Annotated in this window: 21 protein-coding genes and 1 pseudogene; 9 read left to right on the forward strand and 13 right to left on the reverse strand. The window is 61.5% G+C overall.

Features of this window, described 5'->3' with window-relative positions; genetic code table 11:
• Positions 1-22: 22 nt before the first annotated feature.
• The 4 genes from JMA46_RS10210 to eno all read right to left on the reverse strand — a co-directional run bounded on the left by JMA46_RS10210 (position 23) and on the right by eno (position 3899).
• Positions 23-976, reverse strand: a complete 954-nt coding sequence (locus JMA46_RS10210) for a Ppx/GppA phosphatase family protein (protein ID WP_207345229.1) — start codon at positions 974-976, stop codon at positions 23-25.
• Positions 977-1020: 44 nt separating this feature from the next.
• Positions 1021-1638, reverse strand: coding sequence for a DUF501 domain-containing protein (locus JMA46_RS10215; protein WP_207345230.1), 618 nt, complete (start codon positions 1636-1638; stop codon positions 1021-1023).
• Positions 1639-1747: 109 nt separating this feature from the next.
• Positions 1748-2461, reverse strand: a complete 714-nt coding sequence (locus tag JMA46_RS10220) for a septum formation initiator family protein (protein WP_207345231.1) — start codon at positions 2459-2461, stop codon at positions 1748-1750.
• 157 nt (positions 2462-2618) lie between these two features.
• A complete protein-coding gene (eno, locus tag JMA46_RS10225) occupies positions 2619-3899 on the reverse strand; it encodes a phosphopyruvate hydratase (RefSeq protein WP_207345232.1) in 1281 nt (426 codons plus the stop codon).
• 133 nt (positions 3900-4032) lie between these two features.
• Here eno and JMA46_RS10230 point away from each other — a divergent pair.
• From JMA46_RS10230 to JMA46_RS10270, 9 genes and pseudogenes are all read left to right on the forward strand, one after another.
• Positions 4033-4547, forward strand: a pseudogene (locus tag JMA46_RS10230) (putative immunity protein).
• Between the two features lie 176 nt (positions 4548-4723).
• Complete coding sequence (locus JMA46_RS10235; RefSeq protein ID WP_207345233.1) at positions 4724-5026, forward strand: urease subunit gamma; 303 nt, start codon at positions 4724-4726, stop codon at positions 5024-5026.
• A gap of 9 nt (positions 5027-5035) precedes the next feature.
• Positions 5036-5359 (forward strand): urease subunit beta, encoded by a 324-nt coding sequence (locus JMA46_RS10240; protein WP_207345234.1) that lies wholly within the window; start codon positions 5036-5038, stop codon positions 5357-5359.
• Positions 5356-7068 carry an urease subunit alpha gene (gene ureC, locus JMA46_RS10245; protein WP_207345235.1) on the forward strand — a complete coding sequence of 571 codons (1713 nt, stop codon included), beginning with the start codon at positions 5356-5358 and terminating at the stop codon, positions 7066-7068. Before JMA46_RS10240 ends, ureC begins: the two co-directional genes overlap by 4 nt.
• A 25-nt stretch (positions 7069-7093) precedes the next feature.
• Complete coding sequence (gene ureE, locus JMA46_RS10250) at positions 7094-7579, forward strand: urease accessory protein UreE (RefSeq protein ID WP_207345236.1); 486 nt, start codon at positions 7094-7096, stop codon at positions 7577-7579.
• Positions 7579-8307 (forward strand): urease accessory protein UreF, encoded by a 729-nt coding sequence (locus JMA46_RS10255; RefSeq protein WP_207345237.1) that lies wholly within the window; start codon positions 7579-7581, stop codon positions 8305-8307. Before ureE ends, JMA46_RS10255 begins: the two co-directional genes overlap by 1 nt.
• A 39-nt stretch (positions 8308-8346) precedes the next feature.
• Positions 8347-8961 (forward strand): urease accessory protein UreG, encoded by a 615-nt coding sequence (gene ureG / locus JMA46_RS10260; protein WP_207345238.1) that lies wholly within the window; start codon positions 8347-8349, stop codon positions 8959-8961.
• Between the two features lie 14 nt (positions 8962-8975).
• The gene (locus JMA46_RS10265) at positions 8976-9872 is read left to right on the forward strand and encodes an urease accessory protein UreD (RefSeq protein ID WP_348770115.1); all 897 of its coding nucleotides are present in this window, start codon (positions 8976-8978) and stop codon (positions 9870-9872) included.
• A 23-nt stretch (positions 9873-9895) separates the two neighbouring features.
• Entirely contained in the window at positions 9896-10972 is a 1077-nt protein-coding gene (locus JMA46_RS10270; protein WP_207345239.1) for a HoxN/HupN/NixA family nickel/cobalt transporter, read from the forward strand.
• Here the strand turns inward: JMA46_RS10270 and JMA46_RS10275 are convergent.
• From JMA46_RS10275 to JMA46_RS10315, 9 genes are all read right to left on the reverse strand, one after another.
• Positions 10948-11685: a MazG nucleotide pyrophosphohydrolase domain-containing protein gene (locus JMA46_RS10275; RefSeq protein WP_348770116.1), complete on the reverse strand. Its 738-nt coding sequence runs from the start codon at positions 11683-11685 to the stop codon at positions 10948-10950. The genes JMA46_RS10270 and JMA46_RS10275 overlap by 25 nt on opposite strands.
• A complete protein-coding gene (locus tag JMA46_RS10280; RefSeq protein ID WP_207345240.1) occupies positions 11675-12892 on the reverse strand; it encodes an adenosine deaminase in 1218 nt (405 codons plus the stop codon). Before JMA46_RS10280 ends, JMA46_RS10275 begins: the two co-directional genes overlap by 11 nt.
• Positions 12893-12925: 33 nt before the next feature.
• Positions 12926-13990, reverse strand: coding sequence for a DedA family protein (locus tag JMA46_RS10285; protein WP_348770117.1), 1065 nt, complete (start codon positions 13988-13990; stop codon positions 12926-12928).
• Positions 13991-14422: 432 nt separating this feature from the next.
• Positions 14423-15748 (reverse strand): thymidine phosphorylase, encoded by a 1326-nt coding sequence (locus JMA46_RS10290; RefSeq protein ID WP_207345242.1) that lies wholly within the window; start codon positions 15746-15748, stop codon positions 14423-14425.
• Positions 15745-16167, reverse strand: a complete 423-nt coding sequence (locus JMA46_RS10295; RefSeq protein ID WP_207345243.1) for a cytidine deaminase — start codon at positions 16165-16167, stop codon at positions 15745-15747. The genes JMA46_RS10290 and JMA46_RS10295 overlap by 4 nt, the downstream gene beginning before the upstream one ends.
• A gap of 3 nt (positions 16168-16170) precedes the next feature.
• On the reverse strand, positions 16171-17400 hold the full coding sequence (locus tag JMA46_RS10300; RefSeq protein ID WP_207345253.1) for an ABC transporter permease: 1230 nt from the start codon (positions 17398-17400) through the stop codon (positions 16171-16173).
• Between the two features lie 62 nt (positions 17401-17462).
• Positions 17463-18725: an ABC transporter permease gene (locus tag JMA46_RS10305; protein WP_207345244.1), complete on the reverse strand. Its 1263-nt coding sequence runs from the start codon at positions 18723-18725 to the stop codon at positions 17463-17465.
• Positions 18722-20338: an ABC transporter ATP-binding protein gene (locus JMA46_RS10310; RefSeq protein WP_207345245.1), complete on the reverse strand. Its 1617-nt coding sequence runs from the start codon at positions 20336-20338 to the stop codon at positions 18722-18724. The genes JMA46_RS10305 and JMA46_RS10310 overlap by 4 nt, the downstream gene beginning before the upstream one ends.
• Before the next feature lie 96 nt (positions 20339-20434).
• On the reverse strand, positions 20435-21295 hold the full coding sequence (locus tag JMA46_RS10315) for a BMP family ABC transporter substrate-binding protein (RefSeq protein ID WP_348770118.1): 861 nt from the start codon (positions 21293-21295) through the stop codon (positions 20435-20437).
• Between the last annotated feature and the right edge of the window lie 138 nt (positions 21296-21433).

Genomic DNA, 21433 nt, shown 5'->3' on the forward strand with positions numbered 1-21433 from the left:
TCGTTTCCTTGGGGATTTAGGGTCAGGCTCGGGCAGCACCCAAGGCAATCCCGTCAAGAATATCGTGTTCGCTGCTGGTTGCCGATTCGAGCCCGCACGTGCTGATCCTGGCCAGGTAGCGCAACACGGTGCGCCAGATGAGTGCGCCCGCCCCAATGACGTCGACCCTGCCAGGGTGCACGAACCCCAGCTCGGCCCGGTCTGACCGCGTCATGGAAAGCAGTGATGTTGCCGCAGCATCCACTTTTTCAAGAGGCACGACGGCGGCATGAATCAGCTCGCTTTGGTAGCTCGCCAACCCGAGGGCATGGGCTGTGATGGTGGTGATGGAACCGGCCACCCCAACAATGCTGTCCACCGCATCCAGCGGAAGCACAGCCGATACGTCGGCAAGCTTTTCTTCAATGGCGGCTTCGGCAGACATGATTTCCGCCTCCGTGGGCGGGTCGCTTTGCAGGTACCGTTCCGTGAAGCGCACGCAGCCCATGTTGGTGCTGAGCGCCCCCTTGACCCCGGTCGCATCGCCTAGGACGAACTCGGTGCTTCCCCCACCTAGGTCAACGACAAGGACATTCTGGTTCTCACGCACCGGCAGCACACTGACGGCGCCGGCAAAGGAAAGCGCTGCTTCCTCGGCGCCGCTGACAACTTCAGGCACCAGGCCGAGCCTGGCCTGAATGCCTGCAACGAATACGTCACGGTTCCCTGCGTCACGCGTGGCACTGGTGGCCACGAAGCGCACGCGTTCCACGGAGGCATCGCGGATCAGCACCGCGTAGTCGTCGACGGCGGCAAACGTCCGCTCGAGCGCCTCCTCCCCCAGCATGCCTGTGACATCCACACCCTGGCCAAGCCTGACGACCCGCATTTCACGGTGCACGTCGCGCAGGTGCTGCCTCCCGTCGTCGGACACATCGACGTCGGCGATCAGCAAGCGGATGGAATTGGTTCCACAATCGATGGCGGCAACGCGCATGAGAGGACCTTTCTGCAGGTTCTTTGACTCGGCGGGGGGGCAGGTCAGCTGTTTTGCTGGTTGAGATGCTTCACGTGGCGGCTGAGGTCCTTGTTTGGGACGGGTGCCTGATTGTCCCACGCACCGGCACAATGGCAGCTCTCGGCAGTCCACCACTGTGCCACGGCGGCCAGCGCCTCATCCCCCAACGGATTGATGCCGGGGCCAGCTGCCAGGGCGTGGCCTATCAGCACATGCAGACACTTTACGCGGGTGGGCATGCCTCCGGCGGAGATGCCGGCGATTTCCGGAACCGGGCCGGTGCCAGCACGCTCGCCGATGGCCTCGCGCGCAGCAATGTAGCTTTCGTGGGCGTGCTGGTAGGCGGCGGCAAGCTCAGTGTCAACGGCCAGGCGCTCTGTCATCTCGTTCATGAGGCCGGCAGCTTCCAACCGGGAAGCGGCAGCGGTGAGCACGGGATGAGTCAGGTAATAGGTGGTGGGGAAGGGTATTCCGTTGCTGAGCCGGGGGGCGGTGGCGGCCACAAGCGGGTTGCCACAGATGCAGCGTGCCGGGATTTCCACGACGTCGCGCACGGGGCGGTTCAACTGGCGGCTGAGCGTGTCCAAGTCCAACTGGGTGGGGACGCGTCCGTCCGTGGCGGAACTTTCAGTTGCGGACACGAGGGGCCTTTCATGGAACGGTCTCGATGCGCCCAGACATGACTGGGCTGGGGTTCTCCGCGGAGCGCGGGAGCATCGTGGTGTGGCGGGGGGTATTCAACCAGCCATTTTAGCCTGCTGCCGGCGTCTCGGGTGCAGGTGTCGGGGTCGGCACCGGTTCAGTGGCGGGCTTCGTCGGGGTACTGTGCACTTCGGCAGATTTTTGCACGGCCTCCCACAGACCGGCAACCCACGGCTCCACAGTGATTTCCGTGGCGATTATTGCCGTTTTGCCTTCAGCCGATGTAGCCGCAGTGGAAAGGTCGGAGCCTTCCGGGCTGCCGTCGGGGTTGGCTCCGTAGACCCAGTAGCCGGTTTCCCCCGGCATGAGCATGCTCACCCTGTCACGGGCCTGCTGCTTGATGTAGGCGGGGTCGTCCCAGCGGTTCAATTCGGCTTTTTGGACACCCTGCTCGGCTTCCTTGGCTGAAATGTCCTCCCGCAAGGCAGATATTTCCGCGCGCTGCTGCAAGAACGTGTGGACGTTGGGGGCCAGCAGCAAGGTGACCGCAGCCATGGCAAGGCCCAGGACCAGCAGCCGGCCGGAGAAGGACCGTGCCGGCACCGGACTGTTGCCCGCGGAGTGGATCACGCCATCGGAGAAGTGGCGCTCGGCAGGTTTGGACGTGGTTTGGCGTTCCTTGGCTTTGCTGCGTCCAGCGGCGGCGGACGAACCCTCAGCCTCAGCGGCCAGGGTTGGAACAGAAGCTGCAGCCTTGTCCGTGGGTTCGTTGATACTGGAGGTAAATTTTGCTTTGGGTACAGGGGGCCGTCGCGTGGCCATTGTTCTCCTAGAGACTTCTGCCGATCAAAATCATCTTGCCGTACTCCTGTCGCATCCTAAAAGGATTATCGAGGTGGGTTGCGGAAACGGCAAAGCCGCGGCAGCCGGACAAGGTGTGTTTCCCACCTTATCCAGCGGCCGCGGCCGGTGCAGCTATTTAGCCTTTGAAACGCGGGAACGCGCTGCGGCCTGCGTAGCGTGCGGCGTCGTCGAGCTCTTCTTCGATGCGCAGCAGCTGGTTGTACTTGGCAACACGTTCTGAACGGGCCGGGGCACCTGTCTTGATCTGACCGGCGTTGGTGGCAACGCAGATGTCAGCGATCGTGGTGTCTTCGGTCTCGCCCGAACGGTGCGAGGTGATGGTGGTGTAACCGGCGCGCTGGGCCATGGATACGGCATCCAGGGTCTCGGTCAGCGTGCCAATCTGGTTGACCTTCACCAGCAGCGAGTTGGCGGTGGCCGCCTCGATGCCGCGGGCAAGACGCTCGGGGTTGGTGACGAACAGGTCATCACCGACGATCTGAATCTTGTCGCCGATGGCGTCCGTGAGGGTCTTCCAGCCTTCCCAGTCATCTTCATCCAAGGGATCCTCGATGGAGACGAGCGGGTAGTCGCGGACGAGTTCCTCGTAGTAGGCGCTCATCTCGGAGGCCGTGAGGGACTTGCCTTCGAACTGGTACGTGCCGTCCTTGAAGAACTCGGAAGAGGCAACGTCCAGAGCCAGACCCACATCCTTGCCAGCTTCGTAGCCGGCGCGCTTGATGGCTTCCAGGATCAGGTCCAGGGCTGCACGGTTGGAGGGCAGGTTGGGGGCGAAGCCGCCCTCATCACCCAATCCGGTGGCCAGACCCTTTTCCTGAAGCACTGACTTGAGGTTGTGGTAGATCTCCACACCCCAGCGCAGGCCCTCGGAGAACGTGGAGGCACCCATCGGCACAACCATGAATTCCTGTATGTCAACGTCGGAGTCTGCGTGTGATCCGCCGTTGAGGATGTTCATCATCGGCACAGGCAGCACGTGGGCGTTGGGGCCGCCCAGGTAGCGGTACAGCGGAAGTCCTGCGGACTCTGCGGCGGCGCTTGCCACGGCCAGGGAAACACCCAAAATGGCGTTCGCGCCGAGCTTGGCCTTGTTAGGTGTGCCGTCCAGTTCCAGCATGAGTGAGTCGATCAGGCGCTGGTCGGTTGCATCAATGCCTTCCAATTCGGGGGCGATAACTTCCAGAACAGCCTCGACTGCCTGCAAAACTCCCTTGCCCTGGTAGCGGCCCTTATCCCCGTCGCGAAGCTCTACGGCTTCGAAAGCGCCGGTGGATGCTCCCGAGGGCACCCCTGCCCGGCCCATTGCGCCATCTTCGAGGAGTACTTCAACCTCAACGGTCGGGTTTCCACGGGAATCCAAAATTTCGCGTGCATGAATGGCTTCAATAAGTGCCACGTATTGCTCCTAATAGTCAGCTTTGTACGGTAGTTGTCGACCACGCTGTCGCCTCAATCGTAGCCGACGGCGTGATGGTGCACTCATTGCTACGCCCGGCAAGCCGCCACACCCGTTCCTGTAGCGTGTGACCATGATCCTTCCGAAGATCGGGGACCCGCGTTTCGTGACGATCCGCCGCGGCGGAACGCTTACCGATGCGGATCATTGCCGACTCGCTCTGTGGGCCGCCTTATGCGCCGAGCACGTCCTGGGCCTCTTCGAGACTGCCCACCCCGGTGATCAACGGCCACACCGGGCGATCGAGCACGCCAGGGCTTGGACGCGCGGTGAAGTAAAAACAGGGAAGCGCGCGCTGCTGGAGGCCATGCCATGGCCGCAGCCAGAGAACTCAGCGGGCCCGCACGGCATGCGGCCTATGCGGCCGGCCAGGCAGGTGCCGTCCCGCACGTGGCCGCACACGAGCTCGGCGCCGCCGCTTATGCTATTAAGGCCGTACGTGCTTCCGTTCCGGCGGGCCACAGCCAGGCCGCCGGCCAGCTCGAGTGTCTTTGGCAGCGAGCGCAACTGCCGGAATCGATTCGCGAACTGGTCCTCGATGACCAGAAGCTGCGCAACAACATCTGCTGGTCGGTTTTTGAGTTCTGAGTCTTGGCTGGATCAGGTGTGACCGCGGCGTGATTTTACGCTTCAATACAGGGAAAATTCACAGTTTCCGGGTGTAATATCCTCAATGTCCAAGCCAACAATGGAGGCCGGACCGTTCAGGCTGGAAGTGGCGTGGAACAAGCGGTTCCTCCATTCCCGCAGCCAAAGGAGCGGCCATGCATTTGTTGCCACGCGAGCAGGAAAAATTACTGATAGTCGTCGCCGCAGACCTTGCCCGGCGTAGACAACAGCGCGGTTTGAAACTCAACTATCCCGAAGCCATAGCGATCATCAGCTATGAGCTGGTGGAAGGTGCCCGCGACGGACGGACTGTCGCAGACCTGATGAGTTACGGAACCACCATCCTGCATCAGGAAGATGTCATGGACGGCGTTGCGGCGATGATCGCCGACGTCCAGGTCGAGGCCACCTTTCCCGACGGTACCAAACTGGTCACCGTCCACCACCCGATCCGCTAGGAGGCGGCCATGAAGCCAGGTGAATTCGTCCTGCGGGACGAACCCATTCGCTGCAACACAGGGCGGGCCACGGCCACCGTTGAGGTGACCAACACCGGCGACCGCCCCATCCAGGTCGGCTCGCACTACCATTTTGCAGAAACCAATCAGGCCCTGCACTTCGACAGGGACGCCGCCTACGGATTCCGCCTCGACATTCCGGCCGGCACGGCCGTGCGCTTCGAACCAGGCGATGCAAAAGCGGTGCAGCTGGTGGCACTCGCCGGCAAACGGGAAGTGTACGGTCTGGCCAATCTAGTCAACGGACGCTTGGATGCGGAGGCTTCCGAATGAGCTTCGAAATGAGCCGGAAACAGTATTCGGACCTGTACGGGCCAACGGTTGGGGACGCCGTCCGGCTGGCCGACACCGAACTTTTTCTGGAAATCGAAAAGGACTTCACGGTCTACGGAGACGAAGTGGTGTTCGGTGGCGGAAAAGTCATCCGCGACGGCATGGGCCAAAACGGACAGCTGGTGCGGGATGAGGACATTCCGGACACCGTCATCACGAACGTGATCGTGCTGGACTACACAGGAATTTACAAGGCGGACATCGCGCTGCGGGATGGGCACATCTTCCGCATCGGCAAGGCCGGCAACCCTTCCATCATGGACGGTGTGAACATTGTCATTGGCACCAGCACGGAGATCATTGCCGGCGAGAACCGGATTTTGACGGCCGGCGGCATTGACACCCACATCCACTTCATCAGTCCTGACCAAATCCCCACGGCGCTGGATTCCGGCATCACCACCATGATTGGCGGCGGCACCGGCCCTGCTGCGGGAACCAAGGCCACCTCCCTCACCCCCGGCAAATGGCATATCAGCCGCATGTTGCAGGCACTGGACGGAGTACCGATGAATATCGGGCTGCTCGGCAAGGGCCACGCCGGCGCGCTCGATCCCCTGGCCGAACAAATCCGTGCCGGCGCCATCGGGCTGAAAGTCCACGAGGACTGGGGCGCCACCACCTCTTCCATCGATAATTCATTAACGGTGGCCGACGAGTACGACGTTCAGGTTGCCATCCACACCGACACGCTCAATGAATGCGGCTTCGTCGAGGACACCATCAAAGCCATCGCCGGCCGTGTGATCCACACCTTCCACACGGAAGGCGCCGGTGGCGGGCATGCCCCGGACATCATCAAGATTGCCGGCATGCCCAACGTGCTGCCGGCCTCCACCAACCCGACCCTTCCCTACACCCGCAACACCGCCGAAGAGCACCTGGACATGCTCATGGTGTGCCACCACCTGAACCCGGACATCCCGGAGGACGTGGCGTTCGCGGACTCCCGGATCAGGCCGGAAACCATTGCCGCCGAGGACGTATTGCAGGACATGGGCGTCTTTTCCATCATGTCCTCCGACTCACAGGCCATGGGCCGGGTGGGGGAAGTGATCCTGCGTACCTGGCAGGTGGCGGACAAGATGAAGATGCAGCGCGGCAAGCTCGACGGCGACACCGAGGTGGGCGATAATTTCCGGCTCAAGCGCTACGTCGCCAAATACACGATCAACCCGGCCCTGGCCCAGGGTATCGCGGACACGGTGGGCAGCGTGGAGGAAGGAAAATTCGCCGACCTGGTGCTGTGGAACCCGGCCTTCTTCGGCGTGAAGCCTGCACTTGTCATCAAGGGCGGCCAAATAGTCGCAGCCCTCATGGGCGACCCCAACGGCTCCATCCCCACACCGCAACCGCAACTGATGCGCCCCATGTTTGGAGCGATGGGCAGTGCCGTGGCCCATTGCGCCATCACGTTCTTGTCCCAGGCGGCCATTGACGCCGGAGTGCCGGAGGAACTGGGGCTGCGCAAGCAGATCCGTTCTGTGCACGGCATCCGGACACTGACCAAGGCGGATCTTAAGTTCAATGGTGAAACCCCCACCATTGAAGTGGATGCTGAAACCTACACAGTGACAGTGGACGGTGTGGTGGCGACCTGTGATCCAGTGAATGGGCTGCCCATGACGCAGCGCTACTTCCTGTTCTAATGAAAACTCACGAAGAGGGCATTTGATGATCGTTGATTCCGTCATTGGCAACATTTTTGACATGACGACCACAGAGCTTGACGGGCTGCACCTTGAAAAAGTGCTGCTGGCCGGAGCGGACCTGTCCAAGCGCATCCAACGCGTGCAAACCGACCACGGCAATGAGCTCGGTTTGCGCCTGCGCTCCACCGCCGGTGGTGCCGGGGACCTGCGCGACGGCGACATCCTGTTCCGCGACGCAACGTCGCTGATTGTGGTTTCCGTGCTGCCCACGGACGTGCTCGTTATCGCCCCGACCACCATCTTGGCCATGGGCACCGTGGCGCATCAGTTGGGCAACCGTCATCTGCAGGCGCAGTTCTTCGGTGCTGACAGCAGCTACGGCGCGGAGGTCATGGTGGTTCCCTACGACCACACCGTGGTCCAGCTGCTGGACCAGCTGAAGATGCCGTACACCCGGCAGGAGCGCATCATGGCCGCACCGTTCCGGCATGCGGAGCACACGCACTGATGGGCTCCCAGGAAGTGCCACCTGTGCCGCCGTCGTACCTGCTGCCCTTGCTGCAGCTGTGTGACTCTGCGCTGCCCAACGGGGCTTTTAGCCATTCGTTCGGACTGGAAACGTACCTGGCCCGCGGCGTTGTCCACGACGAGGAGGGCTTCACGGCCTGGCTGCGGCAGTTCATCGGCCAGCAGCTCGTGTACAGTGACGGGCTGGCACTTCGGCTGGTATTCGAGGCGCTGGACAGTCCGGCACTGGGAGACTGCGCGCTTGCAGAGGTCTGGGAGTTGGACCGCCGCGTCACGGCCCAGGCCCTGCCGTTGCAACTGCGCGGGGCCGGCATCAAGATGGGGCTGCGCATGGTGGAGATCGGTGCGGGCATCTTCACCGCGCCGGAACTCGATGAATACAGCGCCCAAATCAGCGCGGGCCGCTGCGCAGGACACACTGCCGTGGCGTTCGCACTGACGGCGCACGGACTGCGCATTCCACTGGCACAGCTGTTGCCCGCGTACTTCTTTTCCACTGCGATCTCATTGACACAAAACGCAGTCCGCGCCATTCCACTGGGCCAAACCGCGGGCCAGCGTGTGCTGCGGCTCATGCACGACGACGTCGCTGCCGCTGCCACAGCGGTCATGGCGTTGGACGCCGGGGACCTGGGCGCCGTCGCCCCTGGGTTGGAGATAGCGCAGATGCGCCACGAATACCAGCGCGCCCGCATGTTCATGAGCTGAGACATATGCATACTTACGCAATCACACAAGGAGAACAGCATGGACGTCATTAAGATCGGCATTGGCGGCCCCGTTGGAGCGGGCAAGACCCAACTCGTTGAGCGCCTGACCCGTCACATGAGCGGTGAAATTTCCATGGCGGCCATCACCAACGACATCTACACCATTGAGGATGCGAAGATTCTGGCGCAGAACGGCATTCTGCCGCTGGACCGCATCATCGGCATTGAGACCGGCGGCTGCCCGCACACCGCCATCCGGGAGGACACCTCGATGAATGCGGCGGCTATCGCTGAGCTGATCCAGCGCCACCCCGATCTGCAGGTGGTGTTCGTGGAAAGTGGTGGCGATAATCTCTCCGCCACCTTCAGCCCCGAGTTGGTGGACTTTTCCATCTACATCATCGACGTGGCCCAGGGCGAGAAGATCCCGCGGAAGGCCGGCCAGGGCATGATCAAATCCGATCTATTCATCATCAACAAGATCGACCTGGCCCCGTATGTGGGCGCCGACCTATCCGTGATGGAACGTGATTCGAAGGAGTTCCGCGGGGACCGGCCCTTCTGCTTCACGAATTTGAAGACCGACGAGGGGCTGGACCATGTGATCGAGTGGATCCGGCACGACGTGCTCATGCTTGACTTGGAACGGTGACGGCGGTGGCAGCGGTGACTGTAGCAACAGTGGCAACGGCAACGGCTCCTGCCGTGAAAGCACCCATGGGAGAGCTCCGGCTTGAAATTGGCGTCCGCAACGGCCGCTCCCTGGCCACCGGGCAATATCATCGCGGCGCGCTGCGCGTGATTCGTCCACACTACCTGGATGACTCCGGGCAGGTTTGCTACGTGACCGTCAATCCTGGCGGGGCCTACTTGGGCGGGGACCTCTACACCATGGACATCACGGTGGCGGAGGGTGCCCGGCTACTGCTCACCACGCAGTCCGCCACGAAGATCTACAAGACGCCCAACTCATACGCCGAACAGCGCCTGACGGTGAAGCTGGCCGCAAACAGCTCCTTGGAGTACATGCCCGGCCAGCTCATCGCCTACCGCGGGGCTGCTTATCGGCAGAGCGCACTGATCGAGATGGATGCCAGCGCATCCCTCATCATGGCCGAGGTCCTCACCCCGGGCTGGTCCCCGGACGGGCAGCCGTTCCGTTATGAGCAGCTGCGGCTGCGCAATGAGATTCGGTACGGTGGCGAGTTGCTGGCCATCGACAACGTTTTACTCACGCCCACTTCGGCGGGGACGGCCGACGTCGCCGGTCAGCCCGTGGCAGACATAGCCGGGCTGGCCTTCATGGAGGGATTCAGCCACTTGGGGTCGCTGCTGGTGGTGGATTCGCGCGTTGACGCCGCCCTCGTCACGGAACTGCAGCAGTTGCTGCTCAAGTACGAGCTGGATACGCTCACTGGCATCTCGCTGCTGAACGGACCGGGGTTCGTGGTGCGTGCATTGGCCAGCAGCACTACCGTGCTCACCGCAATGATGGACGAACTCACGGGACTGCTGCGGGAGCGCTGGTTTGGCCAGGCCCCGCTCAATCTCAGGAAATATTGAACACCCGTCTCTGGGAGCATCGCATGAGCACTGCAGAACGAAGGCGGATCATCCTCATGTTTGCCGCGATCACACTGCTGCATGTGGTGGGGTTCGCCGTCTTCATCCTGTTCGTGGTCCCCGGACATTACCAAGGGTTGGGCATCGGCATCGCCGTGCTGGCGTATTCACTCGGGCTTCGGCACGCGTTCGACGCCGACCACATCTCCGCGATCGACAACACCACCCGCAAACTGCTGGCTGATGGCAAACGTCCACTGAGTGTCGGGTTCTGGTTCTCACTGGGCCACTCAACCATCGTGGTCGGCATCGGAGTTGGCATCGTGGTTGCCGAGAAGGCCGTTTACCACGCACTCTCGGATGACAACTCCACACTCGAGAAATTCGGCGGGATCTTCGGCACTGTCATCTCCGCTTCCTTCCTATTCCTGATTGCCCTGCTGAACATGGTGATCCTTGTCGGCATCCTCAGGGTCTTCCGTTCCATGCGGAGCGGCAGCTACGACGAGGCGGAACTGGAGCAGCAGCTGCAAAACCGCGGGATCATGAATCGTTTCTTCCGGCGCTGGACAAATACCATCGACAAGGAATGGAAAATGTATCCGCTGGGGGTGGTGTTCGGTTTGGGTTTTGACACGGCCACCGAGGTGACGCTGCTCGCCACCACCGCACTCTTGGCGAGCCAGAGCCTGCCGTTCTACGCCATCTTGTGCCTGCCCATCCTTTTCACCGCTGGCATGACACTGCTGGACACGTTGGACGGGATCTTCATGAACTTCGCCTACTCCTGGGCGTTTTTCAACCCCGTGAGGAAGGTTTATTACAACTTGGCCATCACCGGACTTTCAGTGGCCATTTGCTTCTTCATCGGCGGCATCGAAGTGTTGGGCCTGGTGGGAAAGCACTTGAGTTTCTTCCAAGGCACGTTCTGGGACTTCATGACCAATTTTGACACCAACAAAGCTGGCTTCGTGATCGTCGGCATCTTCGTGCTGTGCTGGGCTGTTGCGGGGGCCTACTGGAAGTTTGGCCGGGTCGAGGAGAGGTGGTCAGCTGGCCAATTGGAGCCAGGCCGTCAAAGCGTGCCCGAACGCCCCTGAAAGTCCCGCACGGCCAGGCGCAGCGCCCGTTCCGCATCGAGCCCCTGCTGTTGTGCAACGCGCACGACGTCGAAGAGCACCTTCCCGAGCTGCTCTTCCGTGACGATGTGCTCAGCGTCCATCGATCCGGCTCCCAGCGGCACCGCAAGCCCCGCGCGGGTAGCCCGTTCCAACGACTTTTGTGCCATGGCCAGCGCTGGCAGCGACCGTGGAATGCCGGCAAAGGGGCCCTTGGCTGGTGCTGCGGGGCCCGGCAGGGGTTCCCGGAGCGAGGATGGGTTTTCGGCACGCTCCTCGGCTTTGATGCGCTCCCAGGTTTCCTCGATCTCGACGATGGTGGCAGGGAACGTTTCCTGCAGGCCGCCGTCGGCGTGGAAAACATGGGGGCTGCGGCGGATCAGTTTTTCGCTGAGTCCGCGGGCCACATCTGCAAGCACAAAGTTGCCTGCTTCTTCGGCCAAGCGGGCGTGCAGCACCACTTGGAGCAGGATGTCGCCCAGTTCGGCGGCGACGTGGTCACTGCGGCCGGTTTCAAGGGCCTCGATGAGTTCGTAGGATTCCTCCAGCAAATAGGTGGTGAGGGAATCGTGTGTCAGAGCGGCCGTCCAGGGGCAGTGCTCACGCAGCGCAGCCACGACGGCGACAAGGCGGGTCATTTCATCCGAGGATGATGCGGCCCGCCCGTCTTCGTCGTTCAGTGGGTCAGTCTTCAATCCCGGCATCATCCAAGTCTGCTGCGCCGAAGGCTTCAAAGCCTTCCGAGTCTTCGAAGTCGTCAATTTCATCCATGGCGTCTTCGAAGTTCTCAATGATGAACTCGGCCAGCTCTTCGCGGGCTTCGATCGGCAGGAACGTGGCGTGAACGGCATTGAGGGTCATCTCCAGCACGGTGTCCAGGCCGTAGCCGAACGTCTCCACCAGGCGGCCAAACTCGCCCGACAGCGTCGTCCCGCTCATGAGCCGGTTGTCGGTGTTCACGGTGACGTTGAAACCGAGCTGGTACAGCAGGTCAATGGGGTGTTCTGCCAGGGTGGTGCCAAACGCTGCAATGGCTCCGGTCTGCAAGTTCGACGACGGGCACAGCTCCAGCGGGATCTGGCGGTCGCGCACCCACTGGGCCAAGTCACCCAAGGTGAGCGTGCCGACGTCGTTCCCGTCTTCTTCCTGCACGTCCAGGTGAATGTCTTCGGCGATGCGCACGCCGTGGCCCAGGCGCAGCGCGCGGCCGTGGACCAGGGCGTCTTGGATGCTGTCGAGCCCGGCAGCCTCTCCGGCGTGAACGGTCACCGGGAAGTTGTTCTCGGCCAAATAAGTGAAGGCCTCGGTGAACCGGGAGGGCAGGAAGCCGTCCTCGGCACCGGCAATGTCAAAACCCACCACGCCGTTGTCGCGGTGGCGCACGGCAAGCTGGGCGATCTCGTCGCCGCGCTCTGCATGGCGCATGGCGGTGATGATCTGCCCGACCTCAATGTAGCCGCCGGCCTCGTCCACAGCGTCCATGCCTTCTTCAAGGCCCAGCTGAACAGCCTCGACGGCCTCGTCCAAGTCCAATCCTGCGGTGAGGTGCTGTTCAGGTGCCCAGCGAACTTCCCCGTACACCACCCCGTCCTCAGCCAGGTCCTCAACAAATTCACGGGCCACACGGACCAAGGCGTCATGGGTCTGCATGACGGCCACGGTGTGGTCAAAGGTCTCCAGGTAACGCTCAAGTGAGCCTGAATCGGCTGAGTTCACGAACCACTCGCGCAGTTCTTCGGGATCAGTGGACGGAAGTGAATGGCCCACCTCCGCCGCCAACTCGATGATCGTTTCCGGACGCAACCCGCCGTCCAGATGGTCGTGGAGGGATACCTTTGGCAACGATTTGAGGTCCACAACGGGGATGGACGCGGCTGCATGTTCTGAAGTTGGGTTAGTCACAATCCCCACTCTAGGGATGTGTTCCGCGCTGCGCTAGTTGTGCCGAATGGCCACGGCCGATGCCGACGCAGCCGCATGGGCGACGGCGTGGGCATTGGGGTGGGCCGGGTGCAGCGCCAGAGGTTGGATTTCAGCCACAATTTCGGGGATCAGCACTGATTCTCCGGTACGTGGGTGCTGACCGTCAGCTGCATCCACGTTCGCCATGGGCGCATCCGCCGCACGGTCATCGTCGCCGTCTGGTGTGGATTCGGGTTCTGTTGCTGCTTCGCCGGCTGCCGCTGTGGTGGTTGTTGACGCGCCGATTCTTGAATCGGTCGGTGACCCGATCGTTGAGCCGTTTACCGAGTCGTTTGCCGAGCCTTTGGCTGAGCCGTTAGTTGCTGCGGCAAGCCGTGTAGCTTCGGCTGCTGCCTGCACCTGTGCAGCATGCCGGGCAGCCATGAGACCAGGTTCGGGCCGGGGTTCCAACTTGCCGCGTCTTTCCAGAAAGTGGTGCATAAATCTCATGCCGTGATCCACCAGAAAACCAATGACAATGGCAAACGCAATGGCAATTCCCACACCCAACAACGGGTTGTCGTGGACCCAGCGGCCAGCGAAGGTTCCCACGGCCACTGAATAGCCGGCCCACGTCACTACCGCTATGCCGTCCAACACCACGAAGCGGCGCCAAGGAAAGTGTGTGGCCCCCGCCGTGAAGTTGACGGCAATCCTTCCCACCGGGATGTACCGGGCGGTGAAAATCAGCATGGCTCCGCGTTTTTCCAATTCCCTGCTCGCCCAAGCGAAGGCCTTCGCCCCACGCGGTCTGCGCATCCAGTTAAACCGCGTAGTTCCTAATTTTCGGCCCATGACGTACGCAATGTTGTCGCCAATCATGGCCCCGATCGAGGCGCCCAGGATCAGCAGCCAAATATTTGGTGACCCCGTACGTGCCGAGATGGAAGCCAAGGCCACAATGGCAGTCTCACTGGGCAGGAACAGGAAGAAACCATCGATCAGGCAAAAGAGGCTGACCAAGGGAATCACCCACCACTGTGCGGCGGAATGTTCGATCAGAGAGTTAATTTGACCGATGATGTGCAAAAAATCCACCCTGGACGTTTCCTTCCCTGTGGTGGTCGTCTGCACTAAGCTTCCCACGTCAGGGCAGGCACCGGTATACACCGGAAGGACGAGTTGCTGTGGCGGTTCTCCATCCATGGAATGAGAGTTGCATGGTTTCGGGTTCCAGTCACTGGATCCAGCGGACAATCAGTCGACGGATGCAGCGGTGCTACCAAGGGGCTTCCACCACCGACGCTCCTGCACTTTCCGGGCCCGCCTGAGCGACGCTCCTGCACTTTCAGGGCCATTTCAGCTATCGCTCCAGCACGTCCAGGTGGCTATAGCCGAACGCTCTGCAGTCACTTTGGCAGCCACGAACAGGGAACCCCAAAGCGTGCAGGAGCGACGGCGGAACGACCCCTAAGCGTGCAGGAGCGTCGCTTGCATTACCCCGGAAAGTGCGGGAGCGTCGGTTGGGGGTTAGGCGATGCGGTCGATGATGAGCTTGGGCCGCTCCGGGGCGTCTTCTGCTGCGATGCTCACGGCACCCGCCAATGCGTCCCTGGCCCGGTCGAATTTCTCCGGTGTGTCCGTCAGCAGCGTCATGAGCGGTTCCCCTGCGCGCACTCGGTCTCCCGGTTTGGCATGCAGGCGCACTCCTGCACCTGCCTGAACCACGTCCTCCTTGCGGGCCCGGCCAGCGCCCAGACGCCAAGCGGCGACCCCGACGCTCATCGCATCCAGTCCGACCAGCACTCCGTCCGTCGGCGCATACAACACCTCGGACTCGCGAGCCACAGGCAAAGCCGCGTCGGGATCCCCGCCCTGGGCGGCAATCATGCGGCGCCACACGTCCATGGCCCGGCCATCCTTGAGTGCCGCTACAGGGTCGGCGCCGTGTATCCCCGCGGCCTCCAGCATTTCCTGTGCCAGTTTCACGGTCAGTTCCACCACGTCGGAGGGGCCTCCCCCGGCCAGTACGTCCACGGACTCCTGTACCTCAATGGCGTTGCCTGCCGTCAGGCCCAGCGGCGTGGACATATCCGTCAGCAGCGCCACCGTATTTACTCCTGCGTCCTTGCCAAGTGCCACCATGGTTTGCGCCAGCTCCCGGGCCATGTCCACGCTCTTCATGAAGGCGCCGGAGCCCACTTTCACATCGAGGATCAGGGCGCCGGTTCCTTCGGCGATCTTCTTGCTCATGATGGATGAGGCGATCAGCGGGATGGATTCAACAGTTCCGGTGACATCGCGCAGGGCGTACAGTTTCCTGTCGGCAGGGGCGAGGCCCGTTCCCGCAGCACAGATCACCGCACCCACTTCAGTCAACTGTTGCATCATCTCCTCGTTGCTGAGGTTCGCACGCCAGCCGGGGATGGCCTCAAGTTTGTCCAATGTGCCGCCCGTGTGGCCCAAACCCCTGCCGGAAAGCTGTGGCACAGCTGCGCCAAATACGGCCACCAAAGGGGCCAGCGGCAGCGTGATCTTGTCGCCCACCCCGCCTGTGGAGTGTTTGTCGGTGGTGGGCATCAGCGATCCTGTAGCGTTGCGCAGCCCCCCGAAGTCAAGTGTTTCCCCGGACGCGATCATGGCTGCCGTCCACTGCGCAATTTCCGCCCGGTTCATGCCGTTAAGCAGGATAGCCATGTTCAGTGCCGCCATTTGTTCTTCAGCGATGACCCCGCGCGTGTACGCGTCGATGGTCCAGCGGATTTGTTCGCCGCTCAGTGTGCCTTTGTCCCGTTTGATGCCGATGATGTCAACGGCGTCGAACGTGCTGGCCGCAAATGCCGGGGTGTTGTTCATGGTCTCTCCAATTCAATCCGAGTCAGGTCCTGTGGGCCGAAGGCGTCCGGCAGGACCTCGGCCATGGACTTCACCCCGGAGGTGGTCATGAGCCGCGTGTCCGCAGTGCTGAACTCGTACAGCAGCTGCCGGCAGCGCCCGCATGGCATGAGAATTCCGCCCTGCGCGTCGACGCAGTAGAACTCTGTGATGAGTCCCCCTCCGTTCATCCGGGCGGCGCCCACCATGGTGCATTCCGCGCACAGGCTCAGCCCGTAGCTGGCGTTCTCCACGTTGCAGCCGGAGACGATGCTGCCATCTGCCAGCCGGGCGGCTGCTCCCACACGGAAATTCGAGTAGGGAGCGTAGGCGCAGTCAAGTGCCGCGGTGGCAGCTTGGCGCAAGGGTTCCCAGCACTCGTCGAGGATGGGTTGCAGCATGTCCTACTCCTTGATGTACGGTTCGCCGTCGGCGGCCGGGGCCATGGCCTTCCCGACAAAGCCGGAGACGGCCAGAATGGTCAGCGCGTACGGCAGCATGGCCAGGAACTGTCCGTCGATCGGTGTGCCAGCGAGTGAGAGGATGCTTTGCAGGTTCCCGGCCACGCCGAAGAGCAACGCGGCAAGGGCTGCCCCGATCGGGTTCCACCTGCCGAAGATCAAGGCGGCCAAGGCGATGAACCCCAGTCCTCCTGTCATGTCCTTGCTGAAGCTGCTGACCGCAACAAGCGTGAAGTAGGCCCCGCCCACACCCGCCACGGCACCACCAGCCAGCACGTTTAAAACGCGGGTCCGGTTGACGTTGATACCCACCGTGTCCGCTGCCTTGGGATGCTCACCCACGGCACGCACGCGCAGGCCCCAGCGGGTCCGGAACAAGCCAAACCAAAGCGCTGCGACAAGGATCAGCATGAAGTAGCCAATGATTGATTGTCGAAACAGCGTGGGCCCAATGATGGGGATTTCAGAGAGCAGCGGAATGGGCAGGTTGGGCAGGTGGGCGGGCTGGTTGTAGATGGTGACCCCGTCGACTTTCGTCTTCATGATCTTTTCGAACAGGAACCCGGTCAGGCCGGACACCAGCACGTTCAAAACCACACCGACGATGATCTGGTTCACCACGTACTTGATGCTGAACAACGCCAGCAGCAGGGACACAAGCACACCGGCCAAGGCTGCGGCGAAAAGTCCAGCGAAGGCGTTGTGCGTGATGGAGGCAACCAGTGCCGCCGTAAAAGCACCTGCCAACAGCTGCCCCTCGATGGCGATGTTTACCACGCCGGACCGTTCGGAAAGAACCCCGGACATGGAGCCAAACACCAGTGGCGTGGTAATCAGCATGGCACCGGTGAAAAGCCCAACGAGCGTGATGTTTTGCGTAGTGGTGCCACCGATGATCCACACCATCAAGCCCACAACGAACACCACAGCGAACGTCATGACGACCCATTTGGCGATTTTTCCAGTCTTCTGGGTCTGACTCCAGGCCAAGTATGCAAGCCCCACGCAGATCACCGAGACTAGGACGCCCATCGCCTTGGCCGGCAGCACCAGGTTCGGTACCTGCCAGACGTCGCTGGGCTGGGAGATGCGAAAAGTGGCAGTACCGCTGGGCCCCAGCACAATAAATACCACCACCGAGAATAGCGCGAGGGAACCGAGCAGCACCGGCATCTTCCGGCTGCGTATTGAAATAGGGTCAGTCACCTTCGAAGGTGCACTTTTCTCAGTGATACTCACGCGGATACTCCTTCACGGCGAACTTCCTTGATCCGGAACATGGAGCGCACCAGGGGCGGGGCGGCAATGAACAGCACAATCAAGGATTGGACAACGGCGACTATGTCAATCGAGATATCAGCGTTGATGGCCATGGAGGTGCCGCCCGCCTTGAACGCTCCAAACAAGAGGGCTGCAAAGAACGTGCCCCACGGTTTTGACCGTCCCAACAGGGCAACCGTGATGGCGTCGAAGCCAATGCTGCCTGCAACGTCGGAATCCAGGAGCTTTTCCGTCCCGGCCAGCTGGGTCACACCCGCCAGCCCGGCCAGGGCTCCGGAGATCAGCATGACGGTGATGTAGCCACGGGACACCAGCATGCCAGCTGTACGGGCTGCGCGAGGGTTGGCACCAATCGCCCGGTACTCGAAGCCCAGTGTTGAGCGGTTGAGCAGCCAGGAAACGACGAAGACGGCTGCAATCGCTAGGATCAGCCCCGCATGCACCCTGTAGTTGGGGCCCAGCAGCAGTGGGAACATGGCAGTTTCGTGCATGCGCGGGCTGATGGGGTTGCTGCTGGCGGGGTCGCGCAGCTGGTTCTTGAGCAGATACAGAACAAGGGAGATGGCGATATAGTTGAGCATGATCGTCACGATCACCTCGTGCGCACCGGTCTTTGCCTTCAGGAATCCGGCAATTCCACCCCAGATGGCGCCGCCTAGCGCACCTGCGAGCACCACGGCCGCCAGGTGGATGCCCGGGGGCAGTTCCATCATGAAACCGACGATGCCGGCAAACGTGGCACCGAGGATGATCTGGCCCTGTGCACCAATGTTGAAAAGTCCCACCCTGAATGCCAACGTGACGGCCAGGCCGGACAAAATCAGGGGGGTGGCGAAAGTGAGGGTTTCAAAAATGCCCAACCTGCCCTGCCACGTCCGGGAGTTCGGATCGTAGGTGGCGCCTCTCCACAGGGCGCCATAGGCGTCCGAGATGGAAGCCCAGATGGCACCGAAGGTGGCGGAAGGATCGCTGAAGAAGTACCCGAACGCCGTCACTACCCGCTGGTCAGTGACTGCAATGAGCACCCCGCCAATGACGAGCGCAACCAGCACGGCCAGGACGGAGATCATCGCGTTGCCGCTGATGATTTCCCGCATCAGCTGGCTGCCGTTTGACTCATTGTCGGTTTTCCAGGGCGCCTTCGCGCCACCGGCCCCGCCTCCGGGCTCCTTGTTGTCCAAAGACCCCCCGGGAGGCGGCAGTTGCGGCTCGCTCATGACTGCGCCCCTGAATCGTTCGTGTTGGCGGAGCCCTCGGCTTCGGAAGCGAGCGCAGCGTCCGTGGCTGTCTCTAGCTGTGTGTCTTGTTTGTTCATTTGTTCCTGTGCTTCTGCAGCGGGAAGCCCCGCCATCATCAGGCCAATCAATGCCCGGCTGGACTTTCCCGGGACAATTCCCATGAGCCGTCCGGCAAAAAGTACCGCGATGCGGTCTGCTAGTTCCAATACCTCATCCAGCTCCGTGGACACGATGAGCACGGGGGTGCCTGCGTCGCGTTCCGCCACGATGCGTTTGTGCAGGAACTCAATGGACCCGACGTCCACGCCACGGGTGGGTTGCGACGCGATGAAGAGTTTCAGCGGCCGGGAAAGTTCCCTGGCCAGCACCACTTTTTGTTGGTTTCCGCCGGATAGGGTGTCTGCCGGATCCTGTGCAGTCTGTGCCCGCACATCGAACTCCTCCACCTTTTCCACCGCGTTCTTCGCAATAACTGCATGGTTCATGGTGCCGTGGCGGGAATACGGCGCCTGTTTATACAGGTCCAGGATCAGGTTTTCAGCAATGGAGAACTCCCCCACTAGGCCGTCGTCCGAGCGGTCCTCGGGGACGAAGCCCACGCCTGCGTCCAGGATCTTGCGGACACTTTTACCAAGCAGTTCCTGCCCTTCCAGCGTGATAGAGCCCAGGACGTGCTTATGCAGTCCCAGCACGGCTTCGGTCAGCTCCGTCTGCCCGTTGCCCTGCACACCGGCCAAGGCCAGGATCTCACCTTGGGAGACGCCCAAGGTGACGTTGTCCAAAAGTCTCTGGCCGGCGTCGTTCATCACTGTCAGGTTGGTGACCTTGAACGTTTCCTCACCCGGCTGGGCATCCGCCTTGTCCAGGGAAAGGTTCACGGCGCGGCCCACCATCATGGCGGCCAACTCCGTGGTGGGGGTCGACGGCGGTGCGGAACCTACCACCTTGCCGCGGCGGATGACGGTGATGGTGTCCGAGACGGCCTTGACCTCACGCAGCTTGTGCGAAATGAAAACGATGGATGTGCCGCCTTTACGCAGTTGGCCCATTATGTCCATCAACTCGTCGGTTTCCTGGGGCGTGAGCACGGCGGTGGGCTCGTCCAGAATCAGGATTTTAGAGTTGCGCACCAGCGCCTTGATGATCTCCACCCGCTGCTGAACGCCCACGGGGAGGTCTTCCACCAGCGCGTCAGGGTCCACGTCGAAACCGAATTTGGCGGAGATCTCGCGAACTTTCTTTCGCGTTTCCTCCAAGTTCAGGATGCCGCCAAAGGTGGTGGATTCGGCACCCAAAGCGACGTTTTCGGCCACGGTGAAGACCGGGACGAGCATGAAGTGCTGGTGCACCATGCCAATGCCGGCTGCCATGGCGTCGGAGGGGCCGGAGAACCGAACCGGCACATCATCGATGAGGATCTCGCCGGATGTGGGCGCGTACAGGCCGTACAGGACATTCATCAAGGTCGATTTGCCGGCCCCGTTTTCCCCCAACAAGCTGTGGATTTCCCCCGTGTTCACGACCAGGTCGATGTGGTCGTTCGCCACCAGGGTGCCGAAGCGCTTGGTGATGCCCCGAAGTTCAAGTTTCAACGTATGTGACCCGTCTCTGCGGATGGATAGTTCGAAAAGCTGCAGAACGGGCGCCGCGGTCCGCTTGGTGCGGCACGCAGCGCCCGTGTGCGGTGTCTACTTCGGGCTGGACTTGGACTCCACCTTGATGGAGCCGTCGATGATGCCCTTCTTGATTTCATCCAACTGGCTCTTGGTGTCGGCGCTGACAGTGGAATCAAGGTCGTGGAACGGGGCCAGTGCCACGCCCCCGTTTTCCAAGGTCCCGATGTACGGAGCCGGGTCGAACTTGCCGTCCAGATCATCCTTGATAATGGTTTCCACGGCCTCGCCCATCGTCTTGATGACCGAGGTCAGCAGGACGGACTTGTACGTGGGTGCGGTAAGAAAACCGTCGGAGTCAACCCAGACAAGCTTGACATCCTTGCCGCCCTTGTTGGCTGCCAGGATGGCATCACCGGCACCCTTGCCAAGCGGGCCGGCGACAGGCATGACCACGTCTGCACCTTCGGCGATCAAGTTGTTGGTGAACTTGGCACCATCTTGGATGACATTAAAGTTGTTCGTGAAAAGGCCCTGCTGGGTCTCGGTGTTCCAGCCGAGAAGCTGCACATCTTTTCCCTGCTTGTCGTTGAAGTACTTCACGCCCTCGGCAAATCCATCCATGAAGACTGTGACCGTGGGCAGGTTGATTCCGCCAAAGGTACCGACCTTGCCGGTTTTGGACACAGCCGCAGACGTATATCCGGCCATAAACGCCGCCTGGGCCGTGTCGTAAACCACCGGCTTCACATTGGGGGCCTTGATGCTGTTGTCATCAATGATGGCGTAGTGCAGCTTCGGGTTGTCTTTGGCCGCCGTAGTGGTGGCCTCCGCCAGCAGGAAGCCCACGGTGATGGTCATGTTGCATCCCGCGCTGGCCATCGTGTTCAGGTTTGGCACAAAATCTGAGGTACTGCTGGACTGGGCTTCCTTCATCTTGATGCCTAAGAACGTGTTGGGAAAGTGGTTATTTTGCCGTTCCGGGCTGCCAAGGAAGGCGGCCGGCTGGCGGTGAGAGACGCCTGGCCATCAGCCCGATCATGGACCACTTCACCATCGCCTCGGCATGGGCGG

The sequence above is a fragment of the Arthrobacter sp. E3 genome (assembly GCF_017353415.1).
In the GTDB taxonomy this organism is placed as follows: Bacteria; Actinomycetota; Actinomycetes; order Actinomycetales; family Micrococcaceae; genus Specibacter.

Coding starts and splice junctions, on each gene's coding strand:
- JMA46_RS10210 (WP_207345229.1), bottom strand. CDS start 976: ATGCGCGTTGCCGCCATCGATTGTGGAACCAATTCCATCCGCTTGCTG.
- JMA46_RS10220 (WP_207345231.1), bottom strand. CDS start 2,461: ATGGCCACGCGACGGCCCCCTGTACCCAAAGCAAAATTTACCTCCAGT.
- JMA46_RS10235 (WP_207345233.1), top strand. CDS start 4,724: ATGCATTTGTTGCCACGCGAGCAGGAAAAATTACTGATAGTCGTCGCC.
- JMA46_RS10240 (WP_207345234.1), top strand. CDS start 5,036: ATGAAGCCAGGTGAATTCGTCCTGCGGGACGAACCCATTCGCTGCAAC.
- ureC (WP_207345235.1), top strand. CDS start 5,356: ATGAGCTTCGAAATGAGCCGGAAACAGTATTCGGACCTGTACGGGCCA.
- ureE (WP_207345236.1), top strand. CDS start 7,094: ATGATCGTTGATTCCGTCATTGGCAACATTTTTGACATGACGACCACA.
- JMA46_RS10255 (WP_207345237.1), top strand. CDS start 7,579: ATGGGCTCCCAGGAAGTGCCACCTGTGCCGCCGTCGTACCTGCTGCCC.
- ureG (WP_207345238.1), top strand. CDS start 8,347: ATGGACGTCATTAAGATCGGCATTGGCGGCCCCGTTGGAGCGGGCAAG.
- JMA46_RS10270 (WP_207345239.1), top strand. CDS start 9,896: ATGAGCACTGCAGAACGAAGGCGGATCATCCTCATGTTTGCCGCGATC.
- JMA46_RS10290 (WP_207345242.1), bottom strand. CDS start 15,748: ATGAACAACACCCCGGCATTTGCGGCCAGCACGTTCGACGCCGTTGAC.
- JMA46_RS10295 (WP_207345243.1), bottom strand. CDS start 16,167: ATGCTGCAACCCATCCTCGACGAGTGCTGGGAACCCTTGCGCCAAGCT.
- JMA46_RS10300 (WP_207345253.1), bottom strand. CDS start 17,400: ATGCCGGTGCTGCTCGGTTCCCTCGCGCTATTCTCGGTGGTGGTATTT.
- JMA46_RS10305 (WP_207345244.1), bottom strand. CDS start 18,725: ATGAGCGAGCCGCAACTGCCGCCTCCCGGGGGGTCTTTGGACAACAAG.
- JMA46_RS10315 (WP_348770118.1), bottom strand. CDS start 21,295: ATGAAGGAAGCCCAGTCCAGCAGTACCTCAGATTTTGTGCCAAACCTG.